The following is a 25,158-nucleotide window of genomic DNA, read 5'->3' on the forward strand; positions in this document are numbered from 1 at the left end:
TTACTACATGTTTTTTAACGCTCTTTCAATGCAGATTTAATAAAGCTTTAAGAGCTTGAAAAGCATCAATTTTTTAAATTTAAGGTAAGTAATCCCGGAGACGGATAAAAACTGAAATCATGCCTTATCAACAATACAAAGATGCTATAGAAGCCTGTGCTGCCTGCGCAGTGGCCTGTGACAATTGTGTAACTTCGTGCCCTGGGCGAAGTCCAGATTGAAGGACTCAAACGCTGCATTCAACTCGACATGGAATGTGCTGCGATATGCCGTTCGGCCGCTGTTCTGATGAGCCTCGGAAGCACTTACAGCTCAGAAATTTTAGAAATCTGTGCTGATATCTGCCGTGCCTGCGCCGATGAATGCGAAAAACACGCCGCGATGGGAATGGAACATTGCAGGATTTGTGCGAATGCCTGCCGTGAATGTGCTGCAGCCTGCGAGGAAATGGCGGAAGCGTAAATGGGTTCAGGGTCTTGGGTTTAAGTTCAGGGTTCGTCAAAATTTCATTTCCGGTTTGATTTTCATATTTGTAAACTGAGAAGTCTGCGAAATCTGTTACATCTGTGTTCCCAGTAACCACTCGACCTTCTGCCGCCCCTCCAAAGGAGTGGAATTTCAAAATTGCACACGCGCAAAAGTAAATTGATCATACTTTCCTACACAACAAAACTTCATTTTTAACTTTTGTTCACACCACTTTGGACGCGTTTTTGCTTACTTTTAAAAGCTGTGAAAAAACGAAAAATCCATGTCTGAAAGAATCCGGGAAAAGCTCAATATCCTTGCTGATGCAGCTAAATACGATGTTTCCTGTTCGTCAAGCGGAAGTGACCGCAAAAATAAAAATAAAGGCCTCGGCGATACCGGTGCCGGAATTTGTCATACTTACACTGAAGACGGACGATGCGTTTCGCTGCTCAAAATCCTGCTGACCAACCACTGTATTTTCGATTGTGCTTTTTGCGTTTCCAGAAAAAGCAATGATGTCAAACGGGCCGCTTTTACCGTGGAAGAAGTCGTTGAACTGACGATGAGTTTTTACCGCCGCAATTACATCGAAGGCCTGTTCCTGAGTTCGGGAATTTTCAAAAATGCCGATTATACGATGGAAAGGCTCGTGCGCATCGCCAAAAAATTACGCCTCGAAAATAATTTCAACGGCTATATTCACCTGAAAACAATTCCCGGCGCCAGTGAAGAATTGCTCACAGAAGCCGGATTGTATGCCGACCGCATGAGCATCAATCTCGAAATGCCTACAGAATCCGGACTAAAGTTACTTGCTCCCGATAAATCCCACGACGATGTCAAAAAACCACTCGGATTTATAAAAGATTCCATTATCGCTTTAAAGGACGAAAAGAAAATCATCAAGCACACGCCAAAATTCGTTCCGGCCGGGCAAAGCACGCAAATGGTCATCGGCGCCACGCCTGAAACCGACATGCAGATTATGTACAGCGCTAATGAATACTACAAAAATTATGACCTGAAACGCGTTTATTATTCGGGTTATATCCCAATAAGTTATGACGAGCGAATGCCGATCATCGGAAGCCAGCCGCCACTTTTGCGTGAAAACCGTTTGTACCAGACCGATTGGCTCATGCGCTTTTATGGCTTCGATGTGCATGAAATTCTCGATGAAAGAAATCCGCATCTCGATGTCGATATTGATCCCAAATTAAGCTGGGCGTTGCGCAATATGGAAAATTTCCCAATCGACATCAACACCGCCGATTACAAAATGATTCTGCGCGTTCCCGGAATCGGGGTCGGCTCTGCGAAAAAAATAATCCAGGCACGTAAATTCGGAAAATTGCGTTCCGATCAACTCAAAAAAATCGGAATTGCTTACAACCGCGCTCGCCATTTTATCCGTTGCGCCGACAGTACCTTTCAGCTAAATGATCCTGACGGATTGCGCATCAAGGGCCTGATTTTATCCGAATCTAACAGCAAATATTTAAAAATTCCGCAAAACCAGCTTACGCTTTTCTTATGACGATTTATCTTTTTGATGGTTCGATGGAAGGCTTGCTGACCGCGGTTTTTGAATTTTATGAACGAAAACCCGGAAAAATCCAGATTGTCGGCCAACAACACTATGAGCCATCTCTGATTGATGAAACTTTTGAAGTTGTCAGTGATGAAGTGAAGTCAAAACGCGTCTGGGACGGACTGAAAAAGAAAATTCCTGCCGATTGGCAACGGCGTTTTTATTACACATTCCTTTCAGAAAGTGCAGAAAGTTTCCAGCACCTTTTCGATTTCGCCTGCTATATTTTCGACAATCCGAAAGGTGCCGAAGCCAATTTCGGAAATCCGTCTGTCATTGCCATTTCAAAAATGGAAAGAAGTGTCAGCCGCGAAAGGCACCGCATGAAAGCTTTTATCCGCTTTCAGGAAACCAGCGACGGGATTTTTATGCGCCGGTTGAACCGGACTTCAATGTTTTGCCATTGATTGTGAATTTCTTCAAAAACCGCTATGCAGACCAAAAGTGGATCATTTATGATTTGAAGCGCAAATACGGATTGTTTTACGATTTGGAAAAAGTCGAAGAAGTGACGTTTGACTTTGCGCCTGAAAATGAAAACGACTTCTTATCTTCCTGAAAATACGTTACGGGACAAGGAAGGTTTGTATGCGCTTTTGTGGAATGATTACTTCAAAAGCACGAATATTCCCGCCAGAAAAAACATGAAATTGCATTTGCAGCACGTGCCGAAACGGTATTGGAAGTATTTGACTGAAAAAAAATAGTCCAAAGTCCAAAGTCGAAAGAACGTGGCAAACTTTTCGACTTTGGATTTTCGACTTGTGACTTTCGACTAAACTTTAGCCTTTCTTTCACAAACTTCTGCCGTATAATCCGTAAATTAGAGTAAAATCAAAACCATGGAAAAGACATACACCGCACATACCGAAATCGCCATAAATGCAACGCCTGAACGCGTTTGGGAAGTGCTTACAACCGCAGAAAACATCAAGAAATATATGTTCGGAACCGACGTCATCACGAGTTGGATCGAAGAAGAACCGATAGAATATTACGGCGAATATGAAGGCAAAAAATACCATGACAAAGGCATTGTCAAAAAATTCGTTCCTGAAAAAACTTTGCAGTTCACTTACCTGAGTTCGATGTCGGGAAAAGAAGATTTGCCGGAAAATTACAATCTTGTGACGTATTCGCTTTCGATAAATGAGGAAAAGCAAGTGGTGGTGACTTTGCTTCAGGACAATATCCATTCTGAAGAAGAAAAAGAACATTCGGTTCAAAACTGGAACACTGTACTGCAAAAACTGAAAGAAGTCGCCGAAAGTTAAACCCCAATCATGAAACAGATTATCAACTGGAAAGGGCTGGATAAAATCAGCTCTAATGAGAATTGCCGTGTCGAAAAAACTGATTCGGGTTATATTGCTTCTTCAAATGTTACGGGAATTTTAGACGATATCTCCTATCATTGCGAATACGAAATCATGACCGACAACCAATGGAAAACGATTGGTTTTCAACTTACAATCCGGGTTGGATGGAAAGAATTGGTACTCGAAATACAAAAATCTCATGGAAAATGGATAGGCGAAAATGGCGAATTATCTGATTTCGACGATTGCCATGACATTGATATTTCTGTAACACCATTCACCAATACGCTGCCCATCAACAGGCTTTCACTTGAAATCGGGCAGCCGCAAACCATCAAAGTCATTTATATCGATGTGCTCAAACAGGAAGTTTATCCGATTGAGCAGATTTACACCAAAATCTCAAAACATACGTATCGCTATGAAAACACGACCAATGATTTCAAGGCAGAAATTACGGTTGATGATAATGGTTTTGTAATTGATTATCCGAATCTTTTTGGTCGGATTTAATTTACCGCAAAGGCGCAAAGTTTTCGCAAAGTTCGCTAAGCTTTAAAACTTTGTGTCTTTGTGCTTTTGTGCCTTCGCGGTTGAAACTCAGCGATAATGTATTACTCTTTGCAAAAAACTTTGCGCTCTTTGCGGTTCAAAAAGTGGTGCTTTTCGTACTTTTACCAAATGCAACAAGGCCTCACCAAAACACAAATCACCATCATGGCAATCGCCGCCGGGGTTTGTGCCGCCAATATTTATTACAACCAGCCTATTCTAAAAGCCATCGCCGAATCGCTGCACACCACTGAAAGCAAGGTCGGACTCGTAGCCGTTCTCGCGCAGGCAGGTTACGGATTCGGATTGTTTTTCATCACGCCGCTCGGCGATAAATTCAACCGGAAGAAACTTATTTTATGCCTGCAATCGCTGTTGATCTTAGCTTTACTTGGAATGGTTTTCATACAAAACCGCATCGGGATTTTTGCGATGAGCCTCGTTATCGGTTGCTGCAGCGTCGCAGCCCAGGTCTTATTGCCGATGGCGGCGAGTCTTGAAACCAAAAACAAAGGCAAAACCATCAGCATTGTTTTTTCAGGAATTTTAATCGGGATTTTAGCCGCGCGCGTCTTCGCAGGATTTATCGCAGAATGGCTTGGATGGCATTATGTGTATGCGTTGTCATCGGTGATGGTTTTCGCCACGATGCTGATGATCCATTACGGACTTCCCGACGCAGCACCGCAATTCAGTGGCAATTATGCAGAATTATTGCGTTCGGCAATTTACCAGACCAAACGATTTTCTAAATTGCGGATTGCCGCTTTATTGGGCGCTTTGATTTTTGGTGTATTTTGTGCTTTCTGGACAACGCTGACGTTTCATTTGAGTGGCGCACCGTTTCATTTCGGTTCTGATACGATTGGGCTTTTCGGGATTCTCGCCATCGCCGGGGCACTAGCTGCTCCTTACATCGGTAAACTCATCGATAACGGCAATTCAGCAAAAACACAATTGTATACGACTGGAATTTTACTGATAAGTGTCATTTTGCTGAAGGTTTTTCCATTCTCTGTAATCGCTATTACCGTTGCAGTTTTGTTGCTTGACCTTGGCGTTCAGGCGACACAGCTCATCAACATCGCGGCCATTTATACGCTTGACGAAAAAGCCAATTCGCGTATCAATACAATCTATATGACTTGCTATTTTATCGGCGGCGCTTTGGGTACTTTTGCAGGCGTTCAATGCTGGGATTTCGGAGGATGGCAAGCCGTTACTTTTCAACTCATTTCCATGAGTATACTGGCCATGATTGTAGCACTTTACAGTTATAAAAAATCCTGAAAGCATTGCGCATTGAAAATAATTTTTAATGAAACTGCAATGAAAAAAAGCCTTTTTGCGCTGCTGCTCGGCGGCCTTACCATAGGAATTACAGAATTTGCGATGATGGGTTTGCTGCCCGATATTGCTCAGAGTCTTCACATTACAATTCCGGTTGCGGGACATCTGATTTCCGCTTATGCGATGGGTGTTGTGGTTGGTGCGCCTTTACTCGTTATCGCCGGACGCAATTTTGCCCAAAGAAAATGTTGTTGTTACTTGCATTACTGCTAACGGTTTTTAATGCATTGTCAATCATCGCACCAAATTATGATATTATGCTCGTTTCGAGATTTTTGTTCGAATTACCACATGGCGCTTTCTTTGGCGTTGGTGCTGTTGTGGCAAGCCGACTGGCCGAAAAAGGAAAGGAAGCACAGGCCGTCGCGATGATGTTCTCCGGATTAACTTTCGCCAATCTTGCCGGTGTTCCGGTGGCGACCTATATTGGCCATCATTTTTCGTGGCGTTATACTTTCGTATTGATTGCCGCGATTGGTTTATTGACGCTGATATCCCTTTATTTCTGGATGCCTGACCTGCAATCTGACAAACAGACGGCATGAAAAAGCAACTGAAATTCTTCCAAAAAACCGAAGCCTGGCTCATCATTGCGATTACCGCCATCGGCTTTGGCGGATTGTTCAGCTGGATCAGTTACATCGCGCCATTGCTCACGGATGTTTCGGGATTTTCGGCAGAGAGCGTGCCTTACATCCTGATTTTAGCCGGGCTTGGTATGATGGTCGGGAATTTATTAGGTGCGAAACTCGCCGACCGATTTTCACCCGCAAAAACCATTTTAGTGCTGCTTTTATTGATGGCGCTTGATTTGACAGTTGTATTTTTCGGTTCGGGGAATCAATATTTATCTTTGTTTTTGGTATTTTTAACCGGATGTATTTCATTTGCGGTTGTCGCACCCATCCAGATGCTGATGATACAAACGGCAGTTGGCTCTGAAATGATTGCTTCGGCGGCGCTTCAGGGAAGTTTCAATATCGGGAATGCATTGGGCGCTTTTTTGGGCGGACTGCCATTAATCGCAGGATATGGTTTCGCCTCGCCTAATTTAGTCGGTGTGGCGATGGCAACTTTTGGAGCAATCATTACATTAGTATTGATACAAATCAGGCGTTCGGCAATAATTCCGGTTACAGCTTAAATATTATTTATGAAGGCATTCAGGATTAAAAACGACACATTCGGAAAATCTTATTTTGAGGAAGGCACACTTCCTGAACATTTTGATTTGAGTGCCAGGCGGTTTTTCCTGATGACGGAAATCGAAGATTACCAGCGGCTGCAACACCAGGCGCCGCGTTATCAATATGTCGTGACGCTGAAAGGAAAACTACGCTTTACCACTTCTGACGCGAAAAGTTTTATCATTGAACCCGGAATTTTACTGATTGCAGAAGATACAGTCGGCGAAGGCCATTCGTGGGAATTAATCGATGGAGAAGAATGGCATCGCATTTATATCGTTCCTGAACCGGATGCGCCGGATGGGTTTTTGCCAAGTGATTTTTCTTAAAATCATGCTGCTTTAAAAGCCCGCAATTGTTTTCAAAAATTCTAAGATTTCGTGAATTTTTAAAATGTCTACCAATTGTCTACCTGAATCACGCGTTGATTTCTGTACAAAAAATCTACATTTGTTGTTTCAGAAACTACGCCATTGCAAAAATTATTCCTCTTCCTGCTTCTCATTTTATCCGGCAATTGCTTTGCCACAGATTCCAACAATCCGTTAATCAAAAAAGGTTGGGCAGCATTGGTGAAAGACAATGAAGACGAAGCTTTCAAATATTTCTGGCAGGCCAACGAAAACGCAATCAGGGAAAATAACACGGGCGACAAAGCCGAATCTTATTTTTATCTGGGAATTTGCTCTTACGGTTCCAGCCTTGAAAAAGGACTCCAATTCGTCATCAAGTCGATGAATGAATACCAAAAGCTTGAAAATTTAAATCCTGAAAAAGCACTGATCGGAAGGTGTAAATGCCTGCAGCTCATCGGCACGATTTACAGCCGAAGAAAAAAATATGACGCGGCTTTACAATGCAGCAAGGAAGTTGTTGCGAAACTCAAAGACAACAATTCCGATCCCGCAACATTGGGTTTGGCCTACCGAAGTCTTGGCGATTTATATGAAATCAAAAAAATAAACGATTCTTCCGCGGTCTTTTACCGGTTGTCGCTGCATGTTTTTGAAAAATCGGATATAAAAGCCTATCTGCCATCGGTTTATTCGAAGTTGGGATTGCTGGCACTTGTTAAAAAAGACAAAAAAACCAGTCTTGATTATTTCGAAAAAGCGATGCGGGTGGCAGAAGAGACAGATAATAAACAGGCCCGGGTTTCATCGTTGCTTGGTTTAAGCAAATGGCATTTCGAATTTAAAAGCGACATTATTCAGGCGGAAAATTATATCCAAAAAGCTGAAGAAATCGCCGATTTACTCTCGGATAAAAGTTTTAAAATCAAAACGCTCGAAGCACGCATCGAAATCAGGAAAAAGCAAAACGATTATCTTCATGCTAACGCTTTACAAGAAGAAATCATCGCCATAAAAGACACTATCTTTTCTTCAGAAAGAGAGCAAATTGCAAAAAGCCTTGAAGTGCAATTTGAAGTTTCGGAAATCAACCGGAAACTGGATTTGATTTCAAAGGAAAAGGAAGTTTCGCGATTGACCAATTATCTTTTAGCCGCGATTATTTTGGTTTTGGTGCTTACTTTTTTGTTTTTCAGGAGAATCCACAAACGCAATAAATTGCTGCTTTCAACAAAAGAACAGTTGGTAGCGGCACTTGAGGAACAAAATCGCTGAAAGAACAGCAATTTAAAAACGACCTCGAATATAAGGAAAGCCAGATGAGCGCCATCGCTTTTCAGATGCTGCAAAAGAATGAGCTGCTCGAAGAAATTAAGGAAATCATTCACGGGAAAGAAAATATCCCGGAAGAGCAACTGTCTAAAATCATCAACAGCCATCTGATTTCCGACAGCAACTGGAATGATTTTGACAAATATTTCGAAAGCATCAACAAGAATTTTTATACGAAGCTGAAGCAGAATTATCCCGAGATCAGCGCAAACGATTTGAAAATGTGCGCCTTGATCAAGCTCAATCTTTCAATAAAAGAAATGGCATCGATATTAAATATTTCGCCCGACAGTGTGAAAACGGCGCGTTACCGATTGCGGAAAAAACTGCGTTTGAACAATGAAGACAACCTTACAGATTTCATTCTTTCGATATAAAAAGATAAATGTTCACCTGCTTTCTACCTGATTTTACTGCTGTGTTCACCTTTTGTACACCTGATTTTTAACCAATCTAAGCACTAATGCAATAATTTTGACAAAGTGAAATGGCTCATCAGGATTTCATCCTTAACCTAAAAAAATTAGTTATGAAAAAAAATTACCTTTTTTTGCTGCTTGCATTTTCAGCGATTGCGACAGCGCAGGTTCCCAACGGAAGTTTTGAAGAATTTGTCGGATATGGCAACGACACTCGGTTTTGGGTCCAAATCCTATGATTATTGCCGTCTCAATTCCAATTAATGAGGATGAAGTTGCGATAAGTGATACGATCATCTTTGACAATGAAGTCAACAGCAGCTATTGTTTTTTCAACAACGAATCACGTAGCGGCAATCGCGCGATGGAAATCAGGAATGCCCGCAATGTCACGCAAGACACAATCATTCCGGGAAAAATGATTCTTTTTAATGAAAATACCGGCGACACCGGCGCGAGTGGCTGGAACACTGGATTTCTGGTAGACGAAACCACGATTTTAGACGGAATCGGTTTTTTCTACAAATTTTTCCCAATGAATAATGATGTCGCGCAGGCGAAACTTGAAATTTTCAATGCGGGCGGAGAAAGTATCGGAAAGGCGATTGTTGAAATTTCGGGAACACATTCGGAATATACTTACGCGGCAGCGCCAATGATTCTGACGTCTGATGAAATTCCGGTTCGCATGACAGTCGATTTTTCGATGACAAACGGAATTGTACCCGCCACTTGGGGAAGCAGGTTGGTCATTGATGATGTAACGACTGAAAATCTATTTTTATCAAATCCGTCATTCGAACAAAATAATTTTACTGTCTATCCAACTCCAGCAAATGCAGAAATCAATCTTATAAAAGGCAGCAATATGGCCGACGGCAGCCATGCAATTGAAATTGTTGGCGTCGACGGCAGGATCATTCGCAGACAAAATATTCAATTGTATGCTTCAGATCCTTTTAAAATTGATGTAAGTTCCCTTTCGAAAGGCGTTTATTTTATCAGGATGAATGGTAGTGCAATAAAATTCATCAAGCAATAAACCATCAAAAACGAATGAAGAAGCCCGATATCTGTCGGGCTTTTTTTATTTCTCATATTTTTCTGAAGCAAATCGGTTCAGATAAGTGGCTAATCCTTTTCCTGAAATGGCAAGTTGTTTCATCTTTTCGATGGTTTCTTTTCCGGCAGTTTTGTAGGTGTAAAGGTATTCTTCGCCGTCGAGAAAGCGGATGCGAATGGCATTATCGGCAATTTCATAACCAATTATGCCTGAATTGCCATTCTGGTTCTTATACGGAATCATTATTTGATATTGAAGCCATTTTCCTTTAAAGCGGTCATGATTTTGATGATGATTTCTGAACGCACGCGGCCGTCTGTAATCAGCGAATCGGTTTTCACCCAATACCGAATGCTAAGCTGAATGAATGCCGGATCAGCATGGACGCCAGAAATCACAACGGTATTTGTATAGCCTTTTTCGGTGATTTCTTCGTCGTAATGCAACAGGCTTTTGGTGATTTCTATTGCCTTCGCATAATCAGAGCCATATTCGAGACCGACAATAAGTTCCTGCAATAAATAACCGCCGCTATTGTAATTGGTCAGTGTATTTTTGATCAGCAATGCATTCGGAATGTAAATATCCTTCCCATCGCTCTTGATTTGCGTATCACGGAGATTGAGCGAAATGACTTTACCTTTTACGCCGTTGCTTTCGATGATGTCGCCAACGGTGAATGGCCGTTTGAAAGCCAAAAGAATTCCCGCAAGGAAATTTTCGCCTATATCTTTTAAGGCAAAACCGATAATGAAAGCGGAAATTCCGGCTCCTGCCAGAACACTTCCTGCAATACTATTGAGTCCGACAATTTTGAACATGAAGAAAATGCCAATGATAATCAGGATTGATTTGATCAGGTTGGCGATGAATGTTGCGAGCAACGGATCGTGCATTTTGGATTTCAGCCTTGAATCTGCGAAAATCTTCACGCGTGATGCAATGAACCAAGCCAACATCAGGATGATTATCGCAAGCAATAATTTTGGAGTCAGGTCGATTATTTTATAATAATAGCCTTGAATGTGTTTCCAGATGTCGTCTAAGAATTCCTGCATTTTGTTTAGCTTTCTTGCAAAATTACCGTTTCAAAGCCATTTTGTTTTTATGAAATATACGTAAAAGATTACAAGATTTTCATTCTGTCGATAAACCTTAAAATGTTACAAATCCGGAAGTAAATCCTATAACAACTAGTACGGTTTACAGTCGTAATTTTACATGTATAATCAGATAACCACAAATAGAAATTTTGTGTATACACGAATTTTCATGATTTGTTTTGGTTACTGGGTTAGTTGGGCAGGGATAGCTACTTAGTTGTCCCTGCTCTTTTTGTATGAAGTGTTTGCGGATTAATATACGGCAATAACTTATTTTAAAAGTTTAACAATTTTTACGGCAAACCCGTAAACGGAAAGCTTTATTTTTTCGTAGGGATGCATTGCCCCTTCCCTGAAGGTAAAATACGAATCTGTTCAACACGTTGTATTGCGGGTTTGCCGTAAAATTGTTAAAATTCTTCGCGCGATATTTCGGCGCAAACTTATTCCTAAAAACAAAAAGCTGCCCATGAAAGACAGCTTTAGTAGGTGATCCCGCCAAGAATCGAACTTGGATCTAAAGTTTAGGAAACTTCTATTCTATCCGTTGAACTACGGGACCGATAAGGCGGCAAAAATAACTAAATTTTTTATAAACTGCCGTTGGTGATTTTAGTTTTTCCGATACACTTTCGATTTGTGCTGCTCAAACAACCATACTAATTCGTGCTTTATTTAAGTCAACGCACTTTCAATCAAACATTTATGCGGAAAAAATATCGCATTCTCCATTTTTTTTGTATTTTTCGTTCACTGACCGCCTAGCCAATCGCATATGAATCAAAACTTACTTCCGGCCGGATTTTGAAACCGCTGTTTCTTTTATCTATTGCGCTTTTATTGTTGCCTTCTTTTCAGGCTTCGGCACAAAATCAAAAAATTGATTCGCTGAGGGTTAATGTAAAGTCTGCAAAAACTGACGCCGTAAAAACAATCGCATTAAGCCATCTCGCATTTGCCTACATCGGTATACGGAAAGATTCTGCGTATGCCATTGCAGAAAGGGCATTAAAATTAGCACAAAAAAACAATGACCAAAATGGTTTTGCAAGTGCCTACAATACGTTGGGTTGGATTTATTTTACCGACGGCGATTCGACCAAAGCCGTCGATTATATTACAAAAGCCATAACCTTTTACAAAAAAACAAACGACCAGGAGCAACTCATCACGAGCTATTCAAATCTTGCGACAATTTATCTCCAGCAGGTACAATACGATATGGCAATTGAAAATCTGATGAAATGTGTCAAGATCATGGAAAAAACCCATAGTGATTCTGAATGCCTGGTTTATAAGAATCTCGGGGTTGTTTATAGAAAGTTAAAGGACTACGGTACTGCCGAAAAATATTTCCTGAAAGCAATCACAACCGCTAAAGACATTAAAAACAAATGCGCTATCAGGAACAGTCTCGGTATCATGTACCAGGAAATGGGAAATTTCGACAAGGCCCTTAAGGAATACAACAGTACACTCAAAGAGGCCAAACAGCAAAATGACCTTTATTCTGCAGCCATGTCCTATGAAAATATGGGTACGCTTTTCGCAAGCCTTGAACAATACGATAAGGCAAGAATATACACTTACAAAGCGCGCGACAACTACGAGAGTCTCGGAAATAAAGCCGATATCATCTACATCAATACGGCGATAGGAGGCCTGGAAAGCATTTCGGGGAATTATGACAAAGCCATATCGATATTAAAAAATGCGTTATTGCTCTGTAACGAAACAACTTACGTCAATTACCGTGCTGATATAATAGGAAAACTTGCAATAGTGTATGAAAATAAAGGCGAATATGAAGAAGCCCTGAAAACCTATAAGGCAAGTTATCTTTTGCGAGACAGCATTAACTATGACAAACAGATTGAGAAATTTGAAGAATTGCGCGCGCAGTTCGAAGCCGACCAGAAAGACAAGGAAATTGAGCTTCTGAACAAAAACAAAGCCATCCAACAGCAAAAAATCACACAACGCAACACGCAATTATTAGTTTCTTTACTATTGATTTTGCTGATTCTTACGGCAATCGCCTTTATCATCAACCGCAGCCGGCTCAAGCAGCGCAACAAGGAACTCGAATTGCGCAACCGCATCGCCTCCGATCTGCATGACGACGTTGGAAGCTCCCTCAGCAGCATCCGGCTGCTCAATGAAATGGCGCGCGAAACCAAGAACGATTCGCCCGAAATGCTCGAAAAAATCAGCAGCAACATCAAGGAAACCATCGAATCTATGGGCGATATCGTCTGGATGATCAAACCCGAGTCGAAGCAGGCATCTGCCGCATCACTCGAAAACAGGATGAAGAAATTCCTCACAGAAATATGCAATTCTTCACATAAGGAATGTGATTTTAAAGAAGACAATAACGACAGCGTTGAACTCGACATGCTCCATAAAAGAAACATTTACCTCATCTTCAAGGAAGCCGTCAACAACGCCGTCAAATATGCCGATTGTAAAAAAATCACTATCTCATTTTCAGTACACGAAAAAATGCTCGTCTTGATTATTGCCGATGACGGAAAAGGATTCGACGCCAATAAAAACGCATTCGGCAACGGCCTCGAAAATATGGAACAACGCGCCAAAGACATCAACGGCGCGCTCGATATCGTTTCTGAAAATGAAAAAGGCACCACGATAACATTAAGCGTCAGATTATAACAGGATTTCACCCTATTTCGTGATTTCCCGCATCCAATAAGATTGTAAAATTGCAATAAAAACAATGGCAAAACTCGAAATCGTAATCTTCGAAGACAACAGGCACCTGCGCGAAAGCCTCGAAATGGTCATCAACAGCGACCCTGAGCTCGCTTGCGTTGCCACATTCTCCAACGGTTCCGATGCCATCGAAAAAATAAAAAAACACGATCCCGACATCGTATTGATGGACATAGAAATGCCGCGCGTAGACGGCATCGACGCCACACGCCTCATCAAAAAACATTTTCCCGAAATACAAATCCTCATCCAGACCGTCTTTTACGACGACGACCACATCTTCAAAGCCATCTGCGCCGGCGCCGCGGGTTACATCCTCAAAACCACCACGCCGTCGGGTTACATCGAAGCGCTCAAAGACATCGGCAAAGGCGGCTCGCCCATGACACCCGGAATCGCCAGGCGCATCGTCGATTTATTCCGCAACAGCGTCCCGCAGAAAGAAACCGCAGCCAGTCCGATGCTCAGTTTCCGCGAAAAAGAAGTACTACACGAACTCGTGAACGGCAAAAGCTACAAAATCATCGCTGCCGATCTCAATCTTTCCATAGACACAGTCAAATCACACATCAAGAACATTTACGCCAAACTCCAGGTCAACTCCAACACCGAAGCCGTCGCGAAAGCACTTCGGGAGAACCTTTAGTAATTCACTTTTCCACTTTCGCCTTTCCGCTTTCGACTTATTAGGGCGTTCCGCTGGCCGGAAATTCCCTGCACACCTTAACGTAACGATTGGCCATCGGCGGGCTATCCGTTCCAAGTCCTCGCCGGCTCCACTGCGTTCTGCGGCTCCGGGCTTTCCTCTTCTATCCCTAACGCGGAAAAAGTGTTCAGTGTTCAGTAATCAGTCGGCAGTTATACACCTGAATACTGAACACCGACCACCGGCCACCGCACTCACCCTATTTCGTGATGCAACCAAAAAAACCAATCGCCAAATTTGTAATTGTAAGCTGGGCATCAACATCTTAACTCCGGCATACAGGGAAAGTTTAAAAACTATTAATCTAAATCTAACTAATGATGAAACAACTGCTTTACTTTACTTTTCTGCTGACGGGGCTTTTCTCGTTCCAGCAAAGTTCCGCCGAAATCGGCGTCGGAACAGAAACACCACAAGCCGCACTCGATATCACGGCAACCGACAAAGGATTGCTTGTACCGCGAATCGCGCTTTCCGGTGCAAATGTGGCGGCGCCCGTGACCAATCCGCAAGGCGGCGCACTTGTCAACGGAACTTTAGTATACAATACTGCAACGGCAGGTACTTCACCCAATAATGTAACGCCCGGATTCTACTACTGGGAAAACGGCCAATGGCTTTCTGCTGTCTTAAAACTTCCCTATTCAGGAACTACAACAGGAAACGGGTTTAGTGTTTTTAACACAGAACCGGCAACTTCTGCTGTAGCCGGTATCTCGACCGCAGTTACCGGTGTTGGCGCAGGTGTTGTTGGACAATCATACAGTACGGAAGGCAATGGCGTTACAGGTATGGCGAATTCGACTACTGGCCAAAGCGTGGGCGTACATGGGGCATCATCCTCATTGAATGGAATAGGCGTAAATGGCAGAGGAGGCAACAATTCCGGCGTTAATATTGGCGTGCAGGGTGGAACGAACAGTCCGTCTGGATTTGGAGGTTCATTCAGTAATGTCAATTCAAACGGTGTAGCATTAAAAACGACAACAGGTAAAGTCCAGATTGACAATCTTTCAGGATCAGGAACAAGAATGGTCGTTGCCGGTGCAGACGGTACTTTATCGACCCAGGCAGTCACTGCCGGATTAGTATTACCGTATTATGCAGAAACCACAGGCGTAGCATTAAACCTGACAGGCACCGCTGATGATGCTTATGTAATTTCCGGTATCGCAAGTGCCGCAACAGGGGCGACTATTGGGGTAGTCGGAAGCGCTCAGAGTGTTCAGGGAATAGGAGTAGGTGGTTTTGCCTCTTCTACCAGCGGCGAAAGTACCGGAGTCTTCGGAAGGTCTTCCAGTCCCGTTGGAATCGGCGTTCAGGGACGCTCAATCGCCAGTTCAGGAGTAAATATGGGCGTATATGGCAGCAGCAACAGTCCGGATGGTTTTGGAGGTAGTTTCGTAAATATCAATGGAGGCGTAGCATTAAGGGAAGAATTTGGCGGCGTACAGTTCAACAGTCTTTCCGGCACAGGCACCCGAATGGTAGTTGCCGATGCTGCCGGAAAATTGTCTACGCAGCCTGCAGGTCTTACATTCCCATACTTTGCAGAAACCACAGGGACAGGAATAAATCTTACAAGCACAGGCGATAGTGCTTATGTTATTTCCGGCATTGCGAGTGCCACAACAGGATCTTCGATTGGAGTAGTAGGAAGTTCTCAAAGCAACCAGGGAATCGGATTGGGTGGTTTTGCTACTTCTACAAGCGGTGAGAGCACCGGAGTTTTCGGAAGGTCATCCAGTACGACAGGCATTGGTGTCCAGGGGCGTTCGATTGCCACTTCAGGAATCAATATCGGTGTATACGGAAGCAGTGCCAGTCCTGATGGCTTTGGCGCAAGCTTCATCAACTTAGGCGGAGGAAAAGCTTTAAGGGAGGAATTCGGCGGTGTGCAATTTAACAGTCTTTCCGGAACCGGAACCCGAATGGTTGTCGCAGATGCCGATGGGAATCTTTCTTCACAGGCCATCCCGACTGGCGGTTTTAACCTGCCATATACAGGAACAACTGCTATTGGCGGTTCGGGAGGCATTTTCGTAACCAATACAGCCGCAGGAGGCTACGGATTGTTCGGAAAAGCGACAACGGGAACCAACGGTATTGGTGTGCTGGGTCGCTCTGAAAGTCCGGATGGTACAGGCGTAAGAGGCCTGTCTATTGCACAAACCGGTAATACTTGTGGTGTATCGGGGTCAGCTTCAAGTCCGGATGGTGTAGGCGGCAGATTCAGCAATGTCCTTGACGGATTGGCATTACAAACTCTATCAGGAAAAGTACAGCTAGGCACGCTGAGCGGATTGGGTTCCCGTATGGTAATAACCGATGCATTTGGTAATCTTTCTGCACAGGCAATTCCTGATGGCGGCATTGCTTATACGGCCGGTTCAGGTATCAATATCACAGGCAATGCCATTTCTGCTACTGATAACAGCGCTACGAATGAAATTCAAGCATTATCAATAAGCGGCAACAGCCTTTCATTATCAAATGGCGGTGGCAGTGTTACATTGCCATCCACTTCGCTGACACTTCCGTATTCGGGCACGGCCAGTAATGTAAATGCAGCAGTATTTTCTGTAACCTCAACAGGTACAACAGCAGCAGTAGAAGGCAGCAACAATACAAGCACTGCCGTAAACGGAACAACAACTTCAGGAACAGCGCTTCGTGGTGTGGCATCAGGTTCAGGATCAGGTGTATTTGCGCAATCTAATACTGGTACAGCTGGCTCATTTATCAGCTCATCGGGAACTGCGATTTCGGCATTGAGCAGTTCAGTTGCAGGTTCATTTACAAGTCCGGCGGAACGGCATTAGTAGCAGATGGTACCATCAAACTCAAAACCACGGGCGCAGCCGCAGGAAAATTCCTCAAAGCATTAGACACCAACGGAACTGTCGAATGGGCAGATGCGCCTGCAGGCGGTGGCGGTGGCGGCAACGGCTGAACCGTTTCTGGCAACGATATCTATAACAGTAACACCGGTGCGGTGTTGGTTGGAACAACAACCACTTCTACAAACGGAATTATGGAGGTAACCAAAAACAATCAAATGGGGCGTGTGGCGACTTCTCCGGAGGCACTGCAGGTTACATGAGTGTACTCAATGCTGTTGAAAACGGACTGAGCGGCAATCCTGCCGGATGCGATGTCTGCGTAGGCGCAAAGGCCATCAATGCCGTATCCAATTTTGGTGATGCATTGTTTGCGCGTTCTACAAACGGACGCGGCATTTACCTCAAAGGAGGAAATACAACTTCCTTCCCGGCAATGCTGATTGAAACCAATGCCGGCGCTACAACAGCCCTTGAAATGACCGGAAAAATTAAAATTACAGACGGTTCGCAGCTTGCAGGAAGAGTACTTACTTGTGATAACAATGGCCTTGCCACATGGGTTACCCCGGCAACAGGCGGCGGAGGCGGCGGAGGCGGTTCACTTGATACCGCTTATGATACAGGAGGCGCAGGATCAGGACGCACAATTACTGCAGATGCAGGCGCTGTGAAAATCGCAGGAACTGACGGCTTACTGGTTACAGGCAGTCATCTGAGCGGCGCAGATCTTGAAACGAGCGGTTCCGGGACCAGGATGTTCTTCTATCCTAAAAAATCAGCATTCCGTGCAGGTAACGTGTCGTTTACCGCATGGGATGATGCTAATATCGGAGAATATTCTTTTGGCGCAGGTTATGATGCAACAGCATACGGAATGCATTCGGTTTCACTTGGGAATACCACTACCGCAACCGGTGTTGGTGCTGTGGCAATTGGAAATCATGCCGGAGCTGACGGAGCGGGTGCAGTTGCCCTTGGCTATTACACCAGCGCAACAGGCAATATTTCTACAGCGATGGGTTATGTCTCTTCTGCCTATTCATTTGCCGAAACTGCTATTGGGCCTATAACACAAGTTATGCTCCGGCAAGTACAAACAACTGGAATACAGCCGATCGCCTTTTCGTAATTGGCAATGGCACAAGTACTTTTAATCGAAGTGACGCACTTATCGTGCATAAAAACGGTAACCTGACAATCAGCGGAAATGCTTATAAAGCAGGCGGCGGAAGCTGGACAGCTACTTCAGATGCGCGCTTGAAAACAGATGTAGTCGATTATAAAGACGGCCTTGAAAAACTCTTGTCAATCCGTCCGGTAAAATACCACTATAACGAAAAATCGGGTTATGATGTACAGCCGGAACATATCGGTGTGATCGCTCAGGAATTGCAGCCGGTGGCGCCTTACATGGTGAGTACTTTCAACAAAGACAACACCGAATACCTTCAGGTAGATAACAGCGCGATGACTTACATCCTGATCAACTCTGTGAAAGAGCAGCAGCTGATCATCGAAAAACAACAAAAAGAATTGGCAGAATTACAGCAAAAAAATCTTTCCCTGAAAGCTTCAATCGATTCACAAATCGAGGAAACCAACAGCCTCAGACAAGACGTTGCTGCACTTAAAGCTATCTTATTGCCGCAGCATGTGGCCAAAAACGACCGTAAATAACAGCTTATGAAAGCGATTATAAAAATCAGTTTCCTGATGGCTTGCTGCTTTCCGCTGGCGATGTCGGCGCAGCAAAAGTTGTATGTGGGGCAACCCATTTACATCGGAAGCGGTGCGAAGCTTTTCACCCAGAATTACGAAGTGAAATTCAACGCCGATATCACGACCGCCATTTCCCCGAAAGGCCTGTTGGTGGCAGGAGCGAATACTACCTTTACCGGAACGGGCGACTTAAAGAAAGTGAATGGCTACATCAAGAATAATTTTCCCCACGACCTTGGTTATTTTCCGTTAGGGACAAATTCCATTACAAAAGCGCTCAACCTGATCGTCGAAAACAATGATGTGCCTGTCATTGCCGGCTATATGCCAGGTAGTCCGCAAAGCCCGACAAGCATCGACAGCGACCTCCAGCAGATTTCCGGCAATGGTCATTGGGACATCCAGAGTACCGCACAGGCAAAAATTACCCTGGCGTTTAATGATGTACTGGAACCGCTTGTGGCTGAATTTGGCCTGAGCCGTTTTTCAATTGCGGGTTGGGACGGTACACAATGGAGCTTGCTGCCGGCAACAATTTTACCGGGAAATCAACACATCAGAACCAACGATTTTGTCGATTCAAGCGTTTATAGCAATTTTGCCTTTGCCATCCGCGACTGTGCCCTTTCCACGACCTGGAACGGTACAGCCTGGAGCAACGGCACACCCGACTCTTTTGATTATGCCGTAATCATCGATGGCGATTATGATACTTCAACTTTTGGAGATATCACTTCCTGTTCACTGAGGGTAAATGCGGATGCCGTGGTCAATATAGACGGAGATACTTTCTTTATTGTAAACGGATTCTTTTCTATAGACGATTCGGCTTCGGTCACCATACACGACGATGGAGCGCTTGTGCAGGTGGCCGATGTGGCTGACTACGGGCTAGTTACCGTAACCCAGGATATTTTCATAAGAGGAGACGATAATCTCTTCATTGGAGCGCCGGTTTCAGGACAGAACGTTCGTGCTTTTTCGCCATCGACTTTAGAAGATAATTTTTTCATTTTCAGCGAGACTGAAAATTCATTTGAGCCATTATTCATTCCGGTTGCCAGCGGAGGTGCGGGTGCTGATCCGGTGACTTTTGAATTTCCGCCCGGAGAAGGAATTGTTGTAGGCGCACCTGCTGATTTCTTCTCGGCACCCGCTGCGGTACAACCTTTTGTTTCCACTTGGCACGGAACACCACACAACGGTGACATTGAAGTTTCTGTTTCAAACGACGGATTAGGATTCAACTTTCTGGCGAATCCGTATCCATCGCCAATTGACGCGACGATTTTCCTCGAGGCAAATCCGGGCACGATTTCTATTTGGACAGTGACTGATCTTGGTTTGGAAAGCAGTTCGGCATTTGCAGCCTTCAACCTCGCCGGCGCAACAGATTCTTTTGTTTCATTTGTTATTGGAGAACCAGCTACCGGCGCTCCTGTTGGCGTTATCGAAACCGGAAAAGGATTTTTGATGGAAACGGGCAGCACTGAAGACTTGGTTTTTTTCAGCAACGATATGAGGATTCCGAATCCGTCGTCACTGCGTACCACTTTAGATGACAGAAGCCGCATTTGGCTCAATCTTTCCGATGCGACGAAAGGCTACAACCAGATTATGATTGGGTATATGAACAATGTGACGAATGGCTTCGACCCTTCTTATGATGGAAAACAACCTAATTCAGGGCACGATGATTTCGAGTCTCATTGGCAATCAAAACTGCGTGATACAGGCGCGTCCGTTGCCATTTTCGGATACGGATGTTGTGCCGCTTTCTTTTTCAACGGCGGCTGCAGGCAATTACACCATTGCCATTGACCATACCGACGGATTATTTATGGGCGACCAGATCATCTATATTAAGGATAATCTGCTCGGACTTACACACAATTTAAAGGAAAGCGCTTATACTTTCACGAGTGCGGCAGGTGATTTTGCGGAACGTTTTGAAATTGTATTTACGCCATTTCTCGGAACCGATGTGCCTCAAATTAGCGACAACAACGTTATCGTTTATGAGCATGACGGCGCTATATATGTAGTTTCGCCCTCGGCGGAAATTCAAAATATCACTTTGTACGACATCCGCGGACGGAAGTTGTATGAGCAGAAAGACATAAAAGCTTTTAATACGACGCTAAGTAATCTTAACATTGCTGAAGGCGTGCAGATTATTACGATTGAAACTGACAGGGGAAAAGTGAGCAAGAAAATTGTTTATTGATTAGATTATTTAGTTACATTAGAAAAGCCCGGTGATTGCCGGGCTTTTCGTTTTAATCTTATGAATTTTGATTTTGATGTGTGAAATTATTAATGCTTTACGCGAACTAAATTTTAACAATTTTTACGGCATTCCCGTATCTAACTAATTCGATTTTTTCGTAGGGATACATTCACCCCTTCCCTGAAGGTAAGATATAATTTTTTCCGATAGGTTGTATTACGGGTTTGCCGTAGAAATTCTTAAATTTTTGACGAAGTTGATTACAAATTATACAATACAACTTTTAATTCTTAATCGGCTGTTTCAACGCTACCGGCTCAGGCGGAATCCTTTTCGCCAGAAACAGAATCTGCCCCAAATGACTGGATTGATGCTCCATCACGTGAAACCAGCAATAATGATTGCTCATGCCAGATCCTTTTTGCACTTCTTCAAACCAGGCGTCGTCGCGTTTTTTTAGTTCTGCGATGGTTTTGGCGCGCACTTCGTTATAGATATCAAGATAATATTGCACTTCATGGCCTTTGAAGGTATCGCGACCGGCCTGGTCAAGTTCTAACGCAACTTCCCATTTCTTTTTTTCCTCGTCATTAAACTCACGGCCTTCAAAAGTGTAGACCTGGTAATACGCTTCAGCTGCGGCCAGGTGCATGATTAATGAACCGATTCGGTTGGCATTTTCATCGTGAAGATAATCCAGTTCGTATTGGCTCATGTTCTTCACTTTATTTTCTACGCGGTCTTTAAGGTCTTCAAGCATCGAAATCATATCTGCGATTTTCGGAGATGCGCCATCAACACCGCCGATTTTCCCTCTTTCTTTGTAGACGATTCCCTTTCCTTCTACCATTATTGCCGATTTCCCGTCAGTTTTATCGGCACTTGCGGTGATGTCGTATTCCTTTACTTTTATGACTTTATCCTTTGTGACGCCTAGGTGCCATTTTGGAATATAACCATCTTTTGCAGGCTGCTCAAAACTGTTGTTCTGTATCGGCACTTGTTCGAATATGCCTTTGTCATTTTCGATGAAAAGCTTGAAATTATCAAAATAAAATTTACCGTTGTATTCGCATACGCCGCCAAAATTCAGTACGTCTGAATTTGAATCTATCGTTCCTTCCAAAGTATAAGTTTGCCAATCTGCAGCAGTGATTGGCCTGTCTTCCATATTCTCGAAAAAGCCTTTTTCGTCGTTTTTGTTGTCTACGCGCGCCCAGAGTCCGCCCGATGCATGCGCGTCATTCGTAATTACTTTCACGGAAGCCTCGACCTTGAATTTCTTTTTCGTCTTCGATTCTATGGAAATGCCCTGCATAAAAGACATCCACGTTGAAGAAACTTCTTTAACTGCCTGCGCATTTGCGGCGAAGCCGACAAGCAGCAAAAACAAACTGATTTTTTTCATGATTTAGATTTTATTGATTGGTATTGAATGGTTTACCACAAATATACTGCGAAAGTTATTTCGATATTACAATCGTCAGAAAAAATCAAAAACAAAAAATCCCGACGTTTTGCCGGGATTTCGTAAAAAATTGCATATATCAAAACTCCGGGCTCGGCACCTGTCCTTCCAGCGAAATACAATAAATCATTGGCAGCGACGGCATAATGTTCGGCATAGGTGTTGCTGATCCCTGCATATCGAGCATAACAGTTACGACTACACGTGCCATATTATCATTATCTTCTCTTGTAGTGGCATAAGTATTTCGTTCCTGTATCCGCAGGTAATTGTTCACCGGCGATTCGCTATCAGCGTCATCAGTGGCCGAAACGTTGAGGCTTATATTTACTGTTGATTTGTGCGTGTGCGCCGGCATGGTGTCGGAAGTCAGGGTGTTGGTCTCACTTCCGATTTTTTCGCCAATTTTGATGGTCTCTCCTGAATTACTTTTGCCTATCCCGCAAGGAATCCTCCCTCTGAGGTCGGGTATGGCAAAAGTATTGACACCGTCGCCGCCATAGGTGTTCTTCAGCAAACCAAAAAGCGAACGGTGTTGTGCAATCTGCAATAACTGCCCGTTGCATTCGGCGTAGCCCGCGGGTGCATATGTCCCGGCTACGAGCATTATCTGCCCTAAATATTGATCGTCCATAATTGTGTTTTTTTAGTTGAAGGTTGGAACTGTTCCGTTGTAACAAATAAAATACGCCATCCCGATGGTTGGCTGCATATTATTGGTGGGCGCTGAACCTCCCCTGCTTTCTGATGTAACCTCAATATTTTTGGTTGGAGGGCCCATTACCGCATTATGTTCCGGAGGCATAAGTAGGCTGGCCCGGTGTCGCACTCAGGTGGGAATCTTTTGGAGAATCTGAGCTTGCATCGTCTTTATCAGTAGCGCCGATAAACACTTCTCCCTTAGCAGGATGCGTGTGCGAAGCGAGATTAGATAACTGGAGCACCTGCTTGTCATTCCCTTGCATTTGGGCAAACGGCAGATTGATTCCACGCTGCCCGGGCATGCTCCTACCGGAACATTGTAATTCAGGTTTGGAAGGTTGAAAAAGTTTATTTCATCTCCGCCAAAATTATTCCGAATCAGATCGAAAAGCCGTCTATACTGCGGAACGCGTACCTGCCTGCCGTCACATAACAAATAGCCTCGCGGTACTATCATATCTGGTCCATAAGGGAAAAGCGTTATTGTGCCTATAAATTCATTATTCATAATATATCAGTTTTGAGATGGAAAAATGCCGTCGTAGCAGATACAATAATTCAACCCGATTGAAGGTTGCTGGAGTGAAAATGGCTGGCTGCTGCCCGCCGGCGTTACAGATACGTTTTCAGCCGTCATTGGCGTCACACAGGATCTGTCAGGATTGGTACCCAGTGGCACCGACGCATAAGTCGGCGTTCCGGAGGTCATCGTCAAAAAAGCTTTGACCGGGCTTGGCGTATTGGCGGGATTTAAAGAGCACGGCGGGTAAAAATATACAGTCTCGCTATGCAGGTGCCAGTGTCTGGGCATGTTTTCACTTCGCATGGCAAAGTTTGCCGAACCGGCAGCCCTGCCTAATATATAATTATTGGATAATCCTTCACCGCGCCCGCGATGTATCGGAACTGTGCCGCGCAAATCAGGAAGCCTGAATTTGTCCTGCGGTACCGTCATTTCGCCATAGGCGCGGCCGATGTAATTGAATAGAAGTTCGTAATTCTTGACTTCCAGCAAACTTCCATCGCACTTAAGCCAGCCTTTCGGCGCAGAACTAAAGGCAAATAACTTTATCTGCCCGATGTAGGTGGTACTACTCATAATTTATTGGTTTTTAGGTTTATAACATATAAATGTAACTAAAATCCTATAATAAAAAATAACAATTCAGGTTTTTAACGCTTGTAAAAAATAACAATCTGTCGTTCTATAATTATAATTGTGAATTTATTTGAATTAAAACTTTTTGCGTTGTTTTCGATATCAACAAACCGGAAAACTTATTGGGTAAAAAAAGAGCAACATTTTCATGCTGCTCTTTTTATCTTGAATTTTGAAAAATTACTCCTTATGATAAGGACATCCCGAAGTCGGTGTTGAAGGCAAAATTGAATTCGCATCCGGGAATTGCTCTTCAATCAAACGACGCTGCTCCGGAGAAACATCTTCTATTTTACGAAGCGTATTTACCTGAATGTGCGGCCAGCTTGTTGTACCGCCGTCGTCGCCGAAAGCAAATTCGAAGAATATCACCTGTTCGTATTGCAGCTGAAGGATTTCCCTTCCGTCTTCAACAACGGTTTCTATCCACATGCGCGTGTTCATTTCGACTGTCGGCACAAAACGATTCACGAACGGAACATTTAAAATGCCGCCTTGCGCGCCCGTTTTATTTTTAGACGACATCTGGATCATGATGTGGTTTTTGATGTTTTCATCCTTGATGGAATCGCGCAAACGCAAATCAGGCCGCACCGAATACGGATACAAATCATTGGCCAATATGCGCTGCGTATAGATTTTGTTTTCGCCCGGATCATTGTCGTCGTTAAGCGTTTCGAATACCCATGCCGGCGGCGGCGCATCGAGATTGATAGGATTGGTGGTTTCATTGGCTCCGGCACCTCCCATGGTTCTCGAGATGGAAAGATGGTCATATTTCCAGGCGGCATCACCTTTCGGGAATTGCGGCGGACCGGAATTACGTAATTCGGCCACTCGGAACGATGTCGCCTA

General features: G+C 43.8%; 27 protein-coding genes, 1 tRNA gene and 4 pseudogenes. 21 read left to right on the top strand and 11 right to left on the bottom strand.

Annotated features, from left to right (window positions below; genetic code table 11):
- Positions 1-249 precede the first annotated feature (249 nt).
- From ACSLFW_RS01735 to ACSLFW_RS01800, 14 genes and pseudogenes are all read left to right on the top strand, one after another.
- Positions 250-462, top strand: coding sequence for a four-helix bundle copper-binding protein (locus ACSLFW_RS01735; RefSeq protein ID WP_436554379.1), 213 nt, complete (start codon positions 250-252; stop codon positions 460-462).
- 289 nt (positions 463-751) lie between these two features.
- Positions 752-2,008 (top strand): putative DNA modification/repair radical SAM protein, encoded by a 1,257-nt coding sequence (locus ACSLFW_RS01740; protein ID WP_436554380.1) that lies wholly within the window; start codon positions 752-754, stop codon positions 2,006-2,008.
- Between the two features lie 23 nt (positions 2,009-2,031).
- A pseudogene (locus tag ACSLFW_RS01745) lies at positions 2,032-2,427 on the top strand (TIGR03915 family putative DNA repair protein); the annotation flags it as partial.
- Positions 2,343-2,621 (top strand): annotated as a pseudogene (locus ACSLFW_RS01750) (DUF4130 domain-containing protein); the annotation flags it as partial. The pseudogenes ACSLFW_RS01745 and ACSLFW_RS01750, both read left to right, overlap by 85 nt.
- The gene (locus tag ACSLFW_RS01755; RefSeq protein ID WP_436554381.1) at positions 2,596-2,769 is read left to right on the top strand and encodes a DUF4130 domain-containing protein; all 174 of its coding nucleotides are present in this window, start codon (positions 2,596-2,598) and stop codon (positions 2,767-2,769) included. The pseudogene ACSLFW_RS01750 and the gene ACSLFW_RS01755, both read left to right, overlap by 26 nt.
- A 135-nt stretch (positions 2,770-2,904) precedes the next feature.
- Entirely contained in the window at positions 2,905-3,336 is a 432-nt protein-coding gene (locus tag ACSLFW_RS01760; protein ID WP_436554382.1) for an SRPBCC family protein, read from the top strand.
- A 9-nt stretch (positions 3,337-3,345) separates the two neighbouring features.
- On the top strand, positions 3,346-3,894 hold the full coding sequence (locus tag ACSLFW_RS01765) for a putative glycolipid-binding domain-containing protein (protein WP_436554383.1): 549 nt from the start codon (positions 3,346-3,348) through the stop codon (positions 3,892-3,894).
- A 168-nt stretch (positions 3,895-4,062) separates the two neighbouring features.
- On the top strand, positions 4,063-5,223 hold the full coding sequence (locus ACSLFW_RS01770) for an MFS transporter (RefSeq protein ID WP_436554384.1): 1,161 nt from the start codon (positions 4,063-4,065) through the stop codon (positions 5,221-5,223).
- A 39-nt stretch (positions 5,224-5,262) separates the two neighbouring features.
- Positions 5,263-6,427: pseudogene (locus tag ACSLFW_RS01775) on the top strand (MFS transporter).
- Between the two features lie 9 nt (positions 6,428-6,436).
- Positions 6,437-6,799 carry a hypothetical protein gene (locus ACSLFW_RS01780; RefSeq protein ID WP_436554385.1) on the top strand — a complete coding sequence of 121 codons (363 nt, stop codon included), beginning with the start codon at positions 6,437-6,439 and terminating at the stop codon, positions 6,797-6,799.
- Positions 6,800-6,943: 144 nt separating this feature from the next.
- Complete coding sequence (locus tag ACSLFW_RS01785; RefSeq protein ID WP_436554386.1) at positions 6,944-8,098, top strand: hypothetical protein; 1,155 nt, start codon at positions 6,944-6,946, stop codon at positions 8,096-8,098.
- A 44-nt stretch (positions 8,099-8,142) separates the two neighbouring features.
- Positions 8,143-8,532: a helix-turn-helix transcriptional regulator gene (locus ACSLFW_RS01790; RefSeq protein WP_436554387.1), complete on the top strand. Its 390-nt coding sequence runs from the start codon at positions 8,143-8,145 to the stop codon at positions 8,530-8,532.
- A 152-nt stretch (positions 8,533-8,684) separates the two neighbouring features.
- A complete protein-coding gene (locus ACSLFW_RS01795; RefSeq protein WP_436554388.1) occupies positions 8,685-8,813 on the top strand; it encodes a hypothetical protein in 129 nt (42 codons plus the stop codon).
- Positions 8,810-9,616, top strand: coding sequence for a T9SS type A sorting domain-containing protein (locus ACSLFW_RS01800; RefSeq protein ID WP_436554389.1), 807 nt, complete (start codon positions 8,810-8,812; stop codon positions 9,614-9,616). The genes ACSLFW_RS01795 and ACSLFW_RS01800 overlap by 4 nt, the downstream gene beginning before the upstream one ends.
- 45 nt (positions 9,617-9,661) lie before the next feature.
- Here ACSLFW_RS01800 and ACSLFW_RS01805 read toward each other — a convergent pair whose 3' ends face one another.
- The 3 genes from ACSLFW_RS01805 to ACSLFW_RS01815 all read right to left on the bottom strand — a co-directional run bounded on the left by ACSLFW_RS01805 (position 9,662) and on the right by ACSLFW_RS01815 (position 11,302).
- Positions 9,662-9,880, bottom strand: coding sequence for a hypothetical protein (locus tag ACSLFW_RS01805; RefSeq protein WP_436554390.1), 219 nt, complete (start codon positions 9,878-9,880; stop codon positions 9,662-9,664).
- Positions 9,880-10,695: a mechanosensitive ion channel family protein gene (locus tag ACSLFW_RS01810; protein ID WP_436554391.1), complete on the bottom strand. Its 816-nt coding sequence runs from the start codon at positions 10,693-10,695 to the stop codon at positions 9,880-9,882. The genes ACSLFW_RS01805 and ACSLFW_RS01810 overlap by 1 nt, the downstream gene beginning before the upstream one ends.
- A 535-nt stretch (positions 10,696-11,230) precedes the next feature.
- A tRNA-Arg gene (locus tag ACSLFW_RS01815) sits at positions 11,231-11,302 on the bottom strand.
- A gap of 242 nt (positions 11,303-11,544) precedes the next feature.
- Here ACSLFW_RS01815 and ACSLFW_RS01820 point away from each other — a divergent pair.
- The 3 genes from ACSLFW_RS01820 (at position 11,545) to ACSLFW_RS01830 (ending at position 17,004) form a co-directional block, all read left to right on the top strand.
- On the top strand, positions 11,545-13,416 hold the full coding sequence (locus ACSLFW_RS01820) for a tetratricopeptide repeat protein (protein WP_436554392.1): 1,872 nt from the start codon (positions 11,545-11,547) through the stop codon (positions 13,414-13,416).
- 64 nt (positions 13,417-13,480) lie between these two features.
- Positions 13,481-14,122 (top strand): response regulator, encoded by a 642-nt coding sequence (locus ACSLFW_RS01825; protein ID WP_436554393.1) that lies wholly within the window; start codon positions 13,481-13,483, stop codon positions 14,120-14,122.
- A gap of 377 nt (positions 14,123-14,499) precedes the next feature.
- Positions 14,500-17,004, top strand: a complete 2,505-nt coding sequence (locus ACSLFW_RS01830) for a beta strand repeat-containing protein (protein WP_436554394.1) — start codon at positions 14,500-14,502, stop codon at positions 17,002-17,004.
- Here the strand turns inward: ACSLFW_RS01830 and ACSLFW_RS01835 are convergent.
- Positions 16,979-17,128 carry a hypothetical protein gene (locus ACSLFW_RS01835; protein ID WP_436554395.1) on the bottom strand — a complete coding sequence of 50 codons (150 nt, stop codon included), beginning with the start codon at positions 17,126-17,128 and terminating at the stop codon, positions 16,979-16,981. The two genes, ACSLFW_RS01830 and ACSLFW_RS01835, sit on opposite strands and share 26 nt — an antisense overlap.
- Before the next feature lie 153 nt (positions 17,129-17,281).
- Between ACSLFW_RS01835 and ACSLFW_RS01840 the strand changes: the two genes are divergently transcribed.
- The 4 genes from ACSLFW_RS01840 to ACSLFW_RS01855 are packed head-to-tail and all read left to right on the top strand — an operon-like array spanning position 17,282 to position 20,971.
- Positions 17,282-18,154, top strand: coding sequence for a hypothetical protein (locus ACSLFW_RS01840; protein ID WP_436554396.1), 873 nt, complete (start codon positions 17,282-17,284; stop codon positions 18,152-18,154).
- 44 nt (positions 18,155-18,198) lie between these two features.
- Positions 18,199-18,702 carry a tail fiber domain-containing protein gene (locus ACSLFW_RS01845; protein ID WP_436554397.1) on the top strand — a complete coding sequence of 168 codons (504 nt, stop codon included), beginning with the start codon at positions 18,199-18,201 and terminating at the stop codon, positions 18,700-18,702.
- A gap of 6 nt (positions 18,703-18,708) precedes the next feature.
- Positions 18,709-20,565: a hypothetical protein gene (locus ACSLFW_RS01850; protein WP_436554398.1), complete on the top strand. Its 1,857-nt coding sequence runs from the start codon at positions 18,709-18,711 to the stop codon at positions 20,563-20,565.
- Positions 20,513-20,971 carry a T9SS type A sorting domain-containing protein gene (locus ACSLFW_RS01855; RefSeq protein ID WP_436554399.1) on the top strand — a complete coding sequence of 153 codons (459 nt, stop codon included), beginning with the start codon at positions 20,513-20,515 and terminating at the stop codon, positions 20,969-20,971. Before ACSLFW_RS01850 ends, ACSLFW_RS01855 begins: the two co-directional genes overlap by 53 nt.
- 286 nt (positions 20,972-21,257) lie before the next feature.
- Here the strand turns inward: ACSLFW_RS01855 and ACSLFW_RS01860 are convergent, their stop codons facing one another.
- From ACSLFW_RS01860 to ACSLFW_RS01890, 7 genes and pseudogenes are all read right to left on the bottom strand, one after another.
- Positions 21,258-22,382 carry a DinB family protein gene (locus ACSLFW_RS01860; protein ID WP_436554400.1) on the bottom strand — a complete coding sequence of 375 codons (1,125 nt, stop codon included), beginning with the start codon at positions 22,380-22,382 and terminating at the stop codon, positions 21,258-21,260.
- 139 nt (positions 22,383-22,521) lie between these two features.
- On the bottom strand, positions 22,522-23,076 hold the full coding sequence (locus ACSLFW_RS01865) for a phage tail protein (RefSeq protein ID WP_436554401.1): 555 nt from the start codon (positions 23,074-23,076) through the stop codon (positions 22,522-22,524).
- Between the two features lie 12 nt (positions 23,077-23,088).
- A complete protein-coding gene (locus ACSLFW_RS01870; protein ID WP_436554402.1) occupies positions 23,089-23,223 on the bottom strand; it encodes a hypothetical protein in 135 nt (44 codons plus the stop codon).
- 7 nt (positions 23,224-23,230) lie between these two features.
- Positions 23,231-23,446 carry a hypothetical protein gene (locus ACSLFW_RS01875; RefSeq protein WP_436557506.1) on the bottom strand — a complete coding sequence of 72 codons (216 nt, stop codon included), beginning with the start codon at positions 23,444-23,446 and terminating at the stop codon, positions 23,231-23,233.
- Between the two features lie 23 nt (positions 23,447-23,469).
- Positions 23,470-23,652: pseudogene (locus ACSLFW_RS01880) on the bottom strand (phage tail protein); the annotation flags it as partial.
- A 6-nt stretch (positions 23,653-23,658) separates the two neighbouring features.
- Positions 23,659-24,243 (bottom strand): phage tail protein, encoded by a 585-nt coding sequence (locus ACSLFW_RS01885; protein ID WP_436554403.1) that lies wholly within the window; start codon positions 24,241-24,243, stop codon positions 23,659-23,661.
- 240 nt (positions 24,244-24,483) lie between these two features.
- A complete protein-coding gene (locus ACSLFW_RS01890; RefSeq protein WP_436554404.1) occupies positions 24,484-25,140 on the bottom strand; it encodes a peroxidase, FMP-type in 657 nt (218 codons plus the stop codon).
- Positions 25,141-25,158 lie beyond the last annotated feature (18 nt).

It is taken from the genome of Flavobacterium sp. 3HN19-14, assembly GCF_051373205.1.
Classification (GTDB): Bacteria; Bacteroidota; Bacteroidia; order Flavobacteriales; family Flavobacteriaceae; genus Flavobacterium.